This window comes from Phyllobacterium myrsinacearum (assembly GCF_002980555.1).
Classification (GTDB): domain Bacteria; phylum Pseudomonadota; class Alphaproteobacteria; order Rhizobiales; family Rhizobiaceae; genus Phyllobacterium; species Phyllobacterium myrsinacearum.
The window spans coordinates 1-12,424 of record NZ_PVBT01000008.1; the positions used below are offsets into that span (position 1 = coordinate 1).

The window sequence follows — 12,424 nt, forward strand, 5'->3', positions numbered from 1 at the left end:
GAAAGCTTTGCCGTCAGCGGCCAGCCGATTGCCGCCGACACCGCGCTCATCGAAGCCGGGCTTGCCTTCGATGTCGGCAAGGCCACCACCATCGGCCTCACCTATACCGGCGCGTTTTCCAGTCAGGCTAACGACAATGCGGTCAAGGCTGATTTGACGATAAGGTTCTGAGGTGTTTCTCCAAAGCCCTGCGCAGGGACGATATTAGGGAGATGTCAATCCTCAATCCTAGTTGCTGACGCCAGTCTGGTCGAATGTCGCCATATCACTGTTCCGCTCCGATACGGTTGACGGACAGGCTCCGTTCGCGGGGCCTGTTTGCATTTTGAACCCCGGTCAGCAGCTGCGCAGGCCGCAGGGGTCGAAGGGCAGGTCGGCCAGTTCATCCAGGCACATGGCTTGCAGCGCCGGATGAGAGAGCGGATCACGGCGCCAGTGATCCAGCGCATCATGATCGGCATGGCTGCTCTCCTCGCTTGGCGGGACGAGAGCCTCTGCGAACCATTTTATTAGCCAGAAAATCTTCATTGTATATGTCCAAGTACTTGAGGAGTGTGCTATTTTGTGCCCGTTTCTTGTGCGCGGCAATCAAGAATGGCGATATCTTGATGTAGAAAAACTGGATGAAGAATTTGCATGATGAAGAATTTGAATAGGGTTCACATCAACGGATTGCGTGCCGTCGAGGCAATCGGGCGGCTGGGGTCATTGCCGAAAGCCGCCGCCGAGCTTGGCGTTTCGGTCAGTGCGGTCAGCCAGCAATTGATCCGCACGGAAGCACAGATCGGCCACGCGGTGTTCGACAGGACGCGGGCGGGGCTGGTCCCGACCTTCTTCGGCAAGGCTTTCATCGCCCGGCTTGAAGAGGGTTTTCAGCATCTGTCGCGCGCCGTGGCACTGGCGGACGATGTCGAGCAGACCCTGCTTCTTTCCGTCGCCCCGACCTTCGCGTCAAAATGGCTGGTGCCGCGTCTGGGACGGCTGCGGGCAGCGCATCCAGAAATGAAAATCCGCATCGATCCTTCGCCTGGCGTGCTCGATCTGAAGAGTTCCGACATCGATCTCGCCATCCGGCTTGGCAGCGGCGAGTGGCGGGACGGCACGCCGGAATGCCTGCTGCCGCAAAGGATGTTCCCGGTCTGCACGCGCGCCTTTGCCGAACGCCTCACCGGACCGGCGGACATTTTCCGCCAGCCGATCATCTGTTACGAGAACCCCATGTTCAGCTGGGACGAATGGCAGGCCGCTGCCGGGCTCGATGGCCCACTCGCCTTTGACGGGCCGACATTCTCCGATCCATGGCTGGCGATCGAAGCAACGATCAGCGGGCAAGGCATCATGCTGGCCTGGGAACTCTTCGTCGAGGACACGCTGGCGGATGGCCGGCTGGTGGCGCCGTTTCCGTTGCGTGTACCCTCAAATATCGCCTATTGGCTGGTTTCGCCGAAAAACCGCAAGCCAACCCAGCAAATGCAGCATTTCCAGGCCTGGATCCGCGCTGAAATCGCCGAAGACATCCGTGCGCCCACCGCATGATCTGTTGACAAGTTATACTGAAGTTTGAACAGTGCGGCTCACCACCACACGGGTTGCGTTGGGAGGACTTCATGTCTATGCGCGCGGTTATCGGCTTTTCAGCTTTTCTTCTCTCGGCCTTGGTTTCAGGGGCGCCTGCCGGTGCCGCCGAAACGAATCGCGACATTGTCACGACCAAGGACGGGGACTATTTCGGTTTTGACCTGCGCACCGAACAGGACGTGACCCTCGACCAGTGCGAGGCGGTCTGTCTGGCCGAGACAAGCTGCAAGGCCTTCACCTACAACCCCAAGGTGAAATGGTGCTTCATGAAGTCCGACTTCAATGAATTGCACAGTTTTCCCGGTGCCATCGCCGGCAAGGTGGTTGAAACCACGAGCGAGCCGGACATCGGCGCTCCCTCAAGACTGGCATTCCTGTCCGACCAGCTTGTGCAGGATGCGCGCCAGGTCAAGGCACGGCTCGCCCTGACGAACGAGCAGAAGGGGCAGGGCGCCGCCAGCCTGAAGGAAACAGCGCGTGCGCAGCTTGCCGCCGGCAACATCGAAAATGCACTGAATGCCTTCAAGGGCGCGCTGGCGGTTTCGCCTGATGATGCGGATCTGTGGGTGGAGACCGCCCGCGCGGCCAACCGCGCCGACAAGAACACCTATGTTGCCGGTCAGGCGGCGCTGGCGGCCTATAATGGCTATCTCCTGACGCGCACCACCCAGAGCCGTGCCGATGCCCTCGCCGTGCTGGCCACCGCGTTGCAGAATGCCCAGAACTACCGTGCTGCGCTCAACGCCTACAAGGCAAGCCTTGCGCTTGTCGATGCCAAAACCGTCAATGCAGCCTATCTCGATCTGAAGGCCCGCCAGGGATTCCGTATCGTCAATCACACCATCGATGCGGACAGCGCCGCGCCGCGCGCCTGCGTGCAGTTCTCCGAGCCCCTCGTCAAAATGGGTACGGATTATGCGCCTTTCGTGACGCTGGACGGCGCCGCACCCAAGGCGGTCGAAGCCAAGGGCAGCGAGATTTGCGTCGAAGGCCTGACCCACGGCCAGCGTTACAAGCTGGCGCTGCGTGCCGGCCTGCCGTCTTCTGTCGGCGAAGCGCTGGAAGGCCAGGTGGATCTCGACATCTATGTCAAGGACCGCTCGGCGGTCGTGCGCTTTACCGGCGATAGTTTTGTGCTGCCCAGCACCGCGCGCCGCGGCATTCCGATTGTCTCGGTCAATACCACCAGCGCCAAGCTGAAGCTGTACCGGATCGGTGACCGCGGCATTGCTTCCCTGCTCACCAGCTCGCAGTTCCTCACCCAGATCGATGGCTACAACGCCCAGAAACTCCAGGATGAGTCGGGCGAACTGGTCTGGGAAGGCGCGATCGATATACAGTCGGACCTCAACAAGGATGTGGTCACCAGTTTCCCGGTGGACGAGGCTTTGCCGAAACGCAAGCCGGGCGTCTATGTCCTGACTGCTGTTTCCGCCGACGCTCACAACAATGAATGGGATTCGCAGGCAACCCAGTGGTTCGTCGTTTCCGATATCGGGCTCTCCACCTATACCGGGACCGATGGGCTCAATGTCTTTGCGCGGTCGCTCGCAACCGCCCAGCCATTGATCGGCGTGGAACTGCAGCTCCTGGCCAAGAACAATGAGGTTCTCGGTACGGCGATCACCGATACGGACGGGCGTGCGACATTTACCGCCGGATTGCTGCGCGGCACGGCTGCCATGACACCGGCTGTCATCACCGCCAAGAACGGCGATGCGGACTATGTCTTTCTTGATATGACGCGGGCCGGCTTTGACCTGTCCGACCGCGGCGTTACCGGCCGCACGGCGCCCGGCGCGATCGATGTGCTCGCCTGGACGGAGCGCGGTATCTACCGCGCCGGTGAAACCGTGCACGCATCGGCACTCGCCCGCGATATCGGTGCCAAGGCGATCGAGAATCTGCCCCTGACCTTTGTATTCCGCCGCCCGGACGGCGTCGAAGACCGCCGCATGGTCAGCGACGGCGCGGCCCTTGGCGGCCACACGCTTGATCTCGCCTTGCAGGCCAATGCCATGCGCGGCACCTGGAACATGCAGATCTACACCGACCCGAAGGGGTCGCCCATCGCCGAAAAGTCCTTCATGGTCGAAGATTTTGTTCCCGACCGGATCGAGTTCGACCTGACGAGCGAGGCAAAGGCCATTGCTGTGGGCACGCCCACGCCGGTCAATGTGGATGGCCGCTTCCTCTATGGTGCACCGGCCGCAGGCCTTGCGCTGGAGGGCGAGGTCAGCCTCAAGCCGACGCACGAGGACGCCAATTTCAAAGGCTATCGCTTTGGTCTGGCCGATGAACAGGCCAACCAGGACACGCGCATTCCGCTCGAGGATTTGCAGGCGCTCGATGAGAACGGCAAGACAACGTTCGACGTGACGCTGAACGAAGTCCCGTCAACGACCCAATTGCTCAACGCCAATATCGTCGTGCGTATGCAGGAGGCGGGCGGGCGGGCCATTGAACGCAATTTGACTTTGCCGGTGAAATCACAGGGCGCGAAAATTGGTATCAAGCCCGAATTCGACGGCGATCTGGCTGAAAATGCTGTCGGCAAATTCCACGTGATCGGCGTTGACAACAATGGCCAGAAACAGGCCATGAGCGGTCTGAGCTGGAAACTTGTTGCCGTCGAGCGCAATTACCAATGGTACCGGGATGGCAGTTCGTGGAAATATGAGCCCATCATTTCGACCAAGCTGGTTGCCAACGGCACGGTCGATGCAACCGCCGATGGCGCGGAGATTTCCGTTCCCGTTACCTGGGGCCGTTTCCGCCTGGAGGTCGAAACGGCTGATGTGGAAGGCCCGACATCCAGCGTCGAATTCGACGCCGGCTATTATGTTGCCGCCACCTCGACCGAAACCCCGGACGGGCTGGAGATCGCCCTCGATAAACAGAATTATGCGCCGGGCGACACGGCAAAGCTAAAGGTATCGTCGCGTTTTGCCGGCGAGCTTCTGGTGACGGTCGGTGCCGAGAGCCTGGTGACGACCAAGCGCCAGAGCATTCCTGCTGAGGGCGGCGAGGTGGAAATTCCGGTCACGGCGGACTGGGGTGCCGGTGCCTATGTCACCGCAACGCTCTACCGTCCCGGCAATGACCGCGACAGCCACATGCCGATGCGCGCCATTGGCGTGAAGTGGCTGGGGGTCAATCCGGGCGACCGCAATCTTGCGGTGAAGCTGGACGCGCCCGAGAAAACATTGCCGCGTCAGCCGCTGAACATTCCGGTTCAGGTGACCGGCGCCGGTGTGGGTGATACGGCCTATGTCACGGTTGCCGCCGTCGATGTCGGTATCCTCAATCTCACCCGTTACGAGGCACCCAATCCCGATGGCTGGTATTTTGGCCAGCGGCAGCTGGGTCTGGAAATCCGTGATCTCTATGGCCGCCTGATCGATGGCTCGCAGGGTGCCGCAGGCCGTCTGCGTACCGGCGGCGATGGTGCACAGATGCCGTTGCAGGGCAGCCCGCCCACGGAAAAGCTCGTTGCGTTCTTCTCGGGCCCCGTCAAGCTTGACGCTGGGGGCAAGGCCAATGTGAGCTTTGATATCCCGCAGTTCAACGGGACGGCGCGGGTCATGGCCGTTGCCTGGTCCAAGGCCGGTGTCGGCCACGCGAGCAAAGATGTGATCATTCGCGATCCGGTCGTGGTGACGGCAAGCCTGCCGAAATTCCTGGCGCCCGGAGACAAGACGGCGCTGCGGCTTGATATCGCCAATACGGATGCCCCGGCAGGCGATTACCAGTTGCAGGTGACGAGCAATCAGGCCGTCAGCGTCGAGCAGCAGGCGGCAGCACAGACCGTCAAGCTGACGGCAGGCGGAAAGTTCGACCTGACACTGCCGCTGAAGGGTCAGCAGCCGGGTGACGGTGTTGTCTCGGTCAAACTGTCAAACGCCGCGGGCATTTCGCTGGAGCAATCGCTGAACATTCCGGTCCGTCCGGCATCACTGCCGATCACCGTGCGCAATCCGATCAAGATTGCCCCCAACAGCACGCTGAAGATCGACCGCGAACTTTTGGCAAGCAGCCTGCTCCAGGGCGCATCGGTCAGCCTCAACGTGTCGCGGTCTTCGGCCTTCGATATACCGGCCTTGCTCATGACGCTCGACCGTTATCCCTATGGTTGTGCGGAGCAGACGACAAGCCGCGCCATGCCGCTGCTTTATCTCAGCGAACTGGCCAAGCAGTCGGGCCTTGCCGACGATGGCGATGTGCAGAAGCGGGTGCAGGAGGCAATCTTCCGTGTCCTGTCCTACCAGTCCTCTTCCGGCAGTTTCGGCCTGTGGGGTCCGGGTTCGGGTGATCTCTGGCTTGATGCCTACGTCACGGACTTCCTGACCCGCGCCCGCGAGCAGAAATATGACGTGCCGGAAAAGGCGCTCGTTCAGGCGTTGGAAAACCTGCAGAATTCGCTGAGCTATGACGTGAATGTCAAGGATCAGGGCAATCAGATCGCCTATGCGCTCTATGTTCTGGCCCGCAACCGCAAGGCTGCCGTCAGCGATCTGCGCTACTACGCCGATACGAAACTGTCGGAATTCCCGACGCCATTGTCGCGTGCCCATCTGGCGGCGGCCCTGGCGCTTTACGGGGATGCACAGCGGTCGCAGAGCATCTTCACCAATTCGTTGCAGATGTCGACGAAGGCCACAAATGTCAGTCTCGTGCGCTCGGATTATGGCTCGTCCCTGCGTGACGATGCGGCGGTTCTGGCGCTCGCCGCGGAAAGCCGGCCGGTCCCGGCCATCATTCCGCAGCTGTCGCAGATCGTTGCCAAGGAATGGGAGCGGAAGGTCTATACCAGCACACAGGAACAGACCTGGATGCTGCTGGCGGCCCGCGCCATTCAGGGCGGCGACAACGATCTCAAACTTGCCATCAATGGCGTGGCGCATACGGGCGGCTATGCCGCGCGGATGACCGGCGACGAGCTGATCGCCCAGCCGGTCAGCATCACCAACGGATCGAGCGAGGCTGTTTCGGCTGTCGTGACGACCGTTGCCGCACCGGCCCAGCCTTTGCCCGCTGGCGGCGATGGCTTCAACATCCAGCGGACCTACTACGCGCTCGACGGATCGGAAGCCAATGTCAGCGAAGCCAAGCAGAATGAGCGCTATGTCGTTGTCCTCAAGGTCACCGAGAACAACAACTGGCCGTCGCGGGTGCTGATCACCGATCTCCTGCCGGCCGGTTTCGAGATCGACAATCCCGGCCTCGTCAACAGTGCGCAACTGTCGAATTTCGACTGGATCGGCGAAGTCGAAGCGGCCCATACGGAGTTCCGCAGCGACCGCTTTGTTGCCGCCTTTGATCGCAATACAGGCGACAACAGGGAAATCACCCTGGCCTATGTGGTCCGGGCCGTAACGCCGGGTACCTATGATCATCCGGCAGCCAGCGTTGAGGACATGTATCGTCCGCAATTCTCCGCGCGCACGGCCACCGGCCGGATGGAGGTTGTCGCGGCACAGTAAACAGCCTTGGCTCAAGACCGGTTGATCCGATGATCACGTGGCGCACATTCTGTATCGGCATCTCCGCCAATCTGGTGGTGGCGACGGCGCTGGCCTTCGGCCTTGATCTTGCCGACAGGAAATTTCCGCCGCCGCTGGACAAGGCGCTGGAAGTGTCGCCGGAGGTGATCGATGCCAATGGCCAGTTGCTCCGCGCCTTCGCCACCTCGGAGGGGCGCTGGCGCCTGCGGACGACGGCTGCGGATGTCGATCCGCAGTTCATTCGCATGCTTGTCGCCTATGAGGATCAGCGCTTCTTTCAGCATCGCGGCGTCGATCCGCGCGCCGTCGCCCGCGCCGCGCTGCAACTGGTCCGCAATGGCCGCATCGTCTCCGGCGGTTCAACCCTGTCCATGCAATTGGCGCGGCTGATCGAACCGCGCGAAGGGCGCTCGCTCAGCGCGAAATTTGCCCAGCTGGTGCGGGCGCTGCAGATCGAACGGCGTCTGACCAAAGCGCAGATTCTCGATCTCTATCTCACGCACGCACCCTATGGCGGCAATCTTGAAGGTATCCGCGCCGCAAGCCTTGCCTATTTCGGCAAGGAGCCGCGGCGCCTGAGCGTATCTGAATCCGCCTTGCTTGTGGCGCTGCCGCAATTGCCGGAAAAGCGCCGTCCCGACCGCAATCTCACGGCGGCAAAGACGGCGCGCGAGCGGGTTCTTGACCGCATGGCCGTTGCCAAGGTGGTGGGTGAGGGTGAGGCCGAGCGTGCCGGGCTGATACCCATTCCCTCCCGCCGCCTGCAGCTTCCAGCCTATGCCGCGCATCTGGCGGAAGCCGCCTTGCGCCGGGAGCCGCAGGTCAACCGGCACCAGACGACGCTGCGCCGCCCGATCCAGCAGGGCCTTGAAGCCGTTGCCAAGACTGCGGCGGCCAAGCTCGGTCCCAAAGTATCGATTGCCATGGTCATGGCCGATGCCCGTACCGGCGAAATCGTTGGCGAAGTGGGCTCTGCCGACTATTTCGATGCGAGCCGCTCCGGCTGGATCGACATGACGCGGGTGATGCGCTCGCCCGGATCAACGCTGAAACCCTTCATCTACGGCCTGGCGTTCGAGGATGGGCTTGTTTCGCAGGAGACGATCATCGAGGACCGTCCTGCCGACTTCTTCGGTTACCGGCCGCGCAATTTCGACATGAGCTATCAGGGCGATGTCAGCATCAGGCAGGCGCTGCAACTGTCGCTGAATGTGCCTGCCGTCCGCCTGCTTGACGCGGTAGGCCCGACACGGCTGCTGGTCCGCTTCCGCCGGGCGGAGGTGAGGCCCGTGCTTCCCGCCAATGAAGCGCCGGGTCTGGCGATCGGCCTTGGCGGTGTCGGCATCACGCTGAAAGACCTGGTGCAGCTCTACGCCGCGCTGGCCAATCGCGGCAGGCCGGTGCTGCTGGGGGATGGTATTCAGGGCAAACCGCAGCCCATCGAAGCCGAACCATTGCTGGAACCGGTGGCCGCGTGGCATGTCGCCGATATTCTGTCGGGCGTCATGCCGCCCCTGGGCGCTGCGCAGCGCGGCATCGCCTACAAGACGGGGACAAGTTACGGCTATCGCGATGCGTGGTCGGTTGGTTTCGATGGCAATTACGTGCTTGGCGTCTGGGTCGGCCGTCCGGACAATGGCGCTGTGCCGGGTATCACCGGTTTCGGCACGGCGGCACCGATCCTGTTCGAAGGATTTGTCAAATCCGGTGTGCCGGTCACGCCGCTGCCGCGCGCGCCGGGCGGGGCGGTGCGCATCGCGCAGGCGCAACTGCCGATCAGCCAGCGCCGCTTCACCCGGACATCGAACGGTCTGCTCGCCGCAACGACGCGCGAACCGGCACCGCAGATCGTCTATCCGCCCGAAGGCGCGCGGATCGAGCTTGGCGCGAAGACCGGCGGGGCACTGTCACCCCTCGCACTCAAATTGCAGGGTGGCCGGGCGCCGTTCCGCTGGCTGGCCAATGGCAAGCCGCTGCCTGACATGTCGCGCCGCCGCGATAACCAATGGGTGCCGGATGGAGCGGGTTATTCGACCCTGACGGTTATCGATTCTGCCGGCCGCGCCGCCAGTGTGCGTATCTTTGTCGACTAGAAACAAAAGGCGGCGCCGAAGCGCCGCTCTGGTTTGACCGGGATTATTACCGGCCCTGGATCATCGATGCGATGATGCCGGATGCAATGCTGACCATGACGTAGTCATTGTTGACGCGCACCCAATGATAGCCGCGCGGCGGTGTCTTCAGGTGATAGCGATGATAGTCGCGCACGACGTTGCGGCGATAGTTGCCGGGCAGCTTGTGGCCGCGCACCCAGCGCGTCTTCTTCACGACGGTGCGTTCGTTGACGATCCGCTTCTTGACCATCCGGTCCTGCTGCTGGTGGCCGTAGCCTTGCTGCTGCTGCGCAAAGGCTGCAGGCGTGGCAATCAGGGAGAGGGCAAGGGCTGCCAGGGCGATCTTTTTCATGTTGGTTCCTCGTTCATTGCAGGGTTTATGATCAAACACCATGCTGTTTTACGAGGGGCGAGATGAACCAAAACTGAACGTCAACCTAAACAATTTGTAATGTTTTAAATGGCTTAGCTGGCGTATGGATGGTGACTTGAATTGAGTTCCCTCCGCCCGCGGACATGCATGCACGGGGCGGAGGACACCTGTGTCACCGTCTTCAGGCGTAGCGGTTGATGCCAAGTTCCGATGCGTCGACATCCGGCGTCTTGCCGGAAACAATGTCAGCCAGCACCCGCCCGGAACCGCAGGACATGGTCCAGCCAAGGGTGCCGTGGCCGGTGTTGAGATAGAGGTTCTGGTATCTGGTGCCGCCGCCGATAATGGGCGGGCCATCGGGCGTCATCGGGCGCAGGCCGGTCCAGAAGGTTGCCTTCGACAGATCGCCGCCGCCGGGGAAGAGATCACCGACCGAATGCTGCAAAGTGGCTTTGCGCGCATCGCGCAAGGTCAGGTCATAGCCGGAGATTTCCGCCGTGCCGCCGACGCGGATGCGGTCGCCGAGCCGGGTGATTGCCACCTTGTAAGTCTCGTCCATGACGGTGGATTCCGGTGCGCAGCTGGCATCGGCGATGGGTATGGTGATGGAATAGCCCTTGATCGGGTAGACCGGCACCGGTACGCCGATGCGGCGCAGCAGGAACGGCGAATAACTGCCGAACGCAACCACATAGGCATCCGCCGTCAGTTCTTCCGTCTCCGTCGATACGCTGGCAATGCGATTGCCGCTGGTATTGATCGAGGTAACAGTGGTGTTGTAGCGGAAGGTCACACCCTTCTCCGCTGCAAGGGCCGCCAGCTTCTCCGTGAAGATCTTGCAATCTCCGGTTTCATCGCCGGGAAGACGCAGCCCGCCGACGAATTTCTCCCGCACATTGGCAAGGGCCGGCTCGGCGGCGATGCAACCTGCGGGATCAAGGAGTTCATAGGGCACGCCGAACTGCTTGAGCACTTCGATATCGCCGCCCGTGCCGTCATACTGGCTCTGCTTGCGGAAAAGCTGCAGCGTGCCCTGGCTGCGCTCGTCATAGGCAATCCCGGTTTCGGCCCGCAAGTCACGCAGCGAGTCGCGGCTATATTCGGCGATGGGGACCATGCGGATCTTGTTGCGCGCGTAGCGTGCCGATGTGCAGTTGCGCAGCATGCGCACCAGCCACAGCGCCATATAGGGGTCGAATTTCGGCCGCACGACAAGCGGGCCAAAATGCATCAGCATCCATTTGATGGCTTTGAGGGGAACGCCGGGACCCGCCCATGGCGAGGAATAGCCGGGCGAGATTTCACCGGCATTGGCAAAACTCGTCTCCAGAGCCGGACCGGGCTGCCGGTCGACCACCACCACCTCGTGGCCTGCCTGGGCGAGATACCAGGCTGACGTGACGCCAACGACGCCACTTCCAAGGACGAGAACTTTCATAAGCGGAACGCTCCTTCAAACAACGCGAGAGAAGCCAGCTGTGTTTGTCGCCAGCATAAGAGTGACTCGCACTGTGGGATGCCGCAGAAATTCTTTCCAGAGTTTTCTTGGGGAATGCGCTGAAATGTCTTGGTTTTTTGGAGTGTGCCCTGAATTCAGGACAAAATAAAAGGCCGGGTAAACCCGACCTTCTCAAATTCATCTCTGCTGTCAGTGCCAGTACATCCGTGGTCAAAGACGCGAAGACGAATTATTTTTAGCCAGCCTGAAGCTGGTCAGCAGTCATCTTGCCGGACTTGTTGTCACGAACCAGCTCGAAGCTGATCTTCTGACCGTCGTTGAGGCTGCGCATGCCAGCGCGCTCTACTGCGGAGATGTGAACGAACACGTCTGCCGAACCATCGTCTGGCTGAATGAAGCCGAAGCCTTTTGTGGAATTAAACCACTTTACTGTTCCAGTGCTCATAATGAACCCTTTCAAGGAATATGTTTTGGTCACCTATCATGCGACTGCACGATAGTTTTAGCTCGATTTTTGAAGAAGGATCGTTGAGAGCGCTTTGGCGCAATAAAACTAATAACAAACTACCAAATACCGATGGGTCATACATAGTGTCTGGGAGACATTCCGTCAATGCTGCAGCAGAAAAAATAATTTAATTATAAAAACTTAGCCGAATTCAACTGGTGATTTTGATGTTTTTATTGAACAATATTTCGCCAATACCAGCGATCATTTTATGAAGCGCAAGCATTTCCCGATACGGGTAAACGGGTTCGCACGCGGCCGCAAGGCCTCGCCACGAACCGTGCATGTTTGTCGTGGAGCGCTATTTGCCCTTGGTCGCGAGCGTCACCTTTGCCTTGGCCTTTGCCGGTTTCTTGGCTGGCTTCAGGGCATTCTCCGCTTCTTCTTCCGCTTCCTTGGCCAGACGCAATGCCTTCAGGCGTGCGGTCTTGCTTTCCCACTTTGCCGTCTCGTCATTGATAATGGCGGATGCAGCTGCGGTTGTGGCCAGGCTTTTCTGTTCCGAAGGACTGAGAACCCGCTTCGGACGGACACCAACTTCAGGCAATTGTTTTGGACTGTGTTTCATCGTGTCTCGCATTTTTGAGCCACAATCATCGCATGCGGCGGTCCACAAGTCTATCGTGCATTCCGATTGTGTCCCGGTGTCCAGCCTCGCGCAAAGCCATAGGACATGGCCAGGGACGCGTATTCAATCTCGCGCAGCAGGAACTCGCGCTCGGCCAGAAGCGCCGCTATCGTCGCCCGGACATCGCCCTGATGATAAGCCAATGCCTCGTCAATTTCGTCGTCCGGTTGTTTCAGGATTGCATTCATCGGATTCTCCTTTGCAATCAAGAATGGCACAATCCGGCGCACGTGAAAAGAAATTTGTTCTTGTTTTGTTCT

Annotated in this window: 9 protein-coding genes; 3 read left to right on the forward strand and 6 right to left on the reverse strand. The window is 60.4% G+C overall.

The window, feature by feature from the left end:
- Window positions 1-336: 336 nt before the first annotated feature.
- On the reverse strand, window positions 337-528 hold the full coding sequence (locus C5750_RS21995; RefSeq protein WP_105736811.1) for a hypothetical protein: 192 nt from the start codon (window positions 526-528) through the stop codon (window positions 337-339).
- A 108-nt stretch (window positions 529-636) separates the two neighbouring features.
- Between C5750_RS21995 and C5750_RS22000 the strand changes: the two genes are divergently transcribed.
- The 3 genes from C5750_RS22000 to pbpC all read left to right on the forward strand — a co-directional run bounded on the left by C5750_RS22000 (window position 637) and on the right by pbpC (window position 9,175).
- Window positions 637-1,536 (forward strand): LysR substrate-binding domain-containing protein, encoded by a 900-nt coding sequence (locus tag C5750_RS22000; RefSeq protein WP_342588479.1) that lies wholly within the window; start codon window positions 637-639, stop codon window positions 1,534-1,536.
- Between the two features lie 77 nt (window positions 1,537-1,613).
- The gene (locus C5750_RS22005) at window positions 1,614-7,061 is read left to right on the forward strand and encodes an alpha-2-macroglobulin family protein (protein ID WP_105736813.1); all 5,448 of its coding nucleotides are present in this window, start codon (window positions 1,614-1,616) and stop codon (window positions 7,059-7,061) included.
- 29 nt (window positions 7,062-7,090) lie between these two features.
- The gene (gene pbpC, locus C5750_RS22010) at window positions 7,091-9,175 is read left to right on the forward strand and encodes a penicillin-binding protein 1C (protein WP_105736815.1); all 2,085 of its coding nucleotides are present in this window, start codon (window positions 7,091-7,093) and stop codon (window positions 9,173-9,175) included.
- Between the two features lie 46 nt (window positions 9,176-9,221).
- Here pbpC and C5750_RS22015 read toward each other — a convergent pair whose 3' ends face one another.
- The 5 genes from C5750_RS22015 to C5750_RS22035 form a co-directional block, all read right to left on the reverse strand.
- A complete protein-coding gene (locus C5750_RS22015; protein WP_158531302.1) occupies window positions 9,222-9,548 on the reverse strand; it encodes an RcnB family protein in 327 nt (108 codons plus the stop codon).
- 202 nt (window positions 9,549-9,750) lie between these two features.
- Complete coding sequence (locus C5750_RS22020) at window positions 9,751-11,007, reverse strand: D-amino acid dehydrogenase (protein ID WP_105736818.1); 1,257 nt, start codon at window positions 11,005-11,007, stop codon at window positions 9,751-9,753.
- A gap of 256 nt (window positions 11,008-11,263) precedes the next feature.
- On the reverse strand, window positions 11,264-11,473 hold the full coding sequence (locus C5750_RS22025) for a cold-shock protein (protein WP_091881096.1): 210 nt from the start codon (window positions 11,471-11,473) through the stop codon (window positions 11,264-11,266).
- Between the two features lie 364 nt (window positions 11,474-11,837).
- Window positions 11,838-12,104 carry a hypothetical protein gene (locus C5750_RS22030; RefSeq protein WP_105736820.1) on the reverse strand — a complete coding sequence of 89 codons (267 nt, stop codon included), beginning with the start codon at window positions 12,102-12,104 and terminating at the stop codon, window positions 11,838-11,840.
- Window positions 12,105-12,154: 50 nt separating this feature from the next.
- Entirely contained in the window at window positions 12,155-12,352 is a 198-nt protein-coding gene (locus C5750_RS22035) for a hypothetical protein (RefSeq protein ID WP_105736822.1), read from the reverse strand.
- Between the last annotated feature and the right edge of the window lie 72 nt (window positions 12,353-12,424).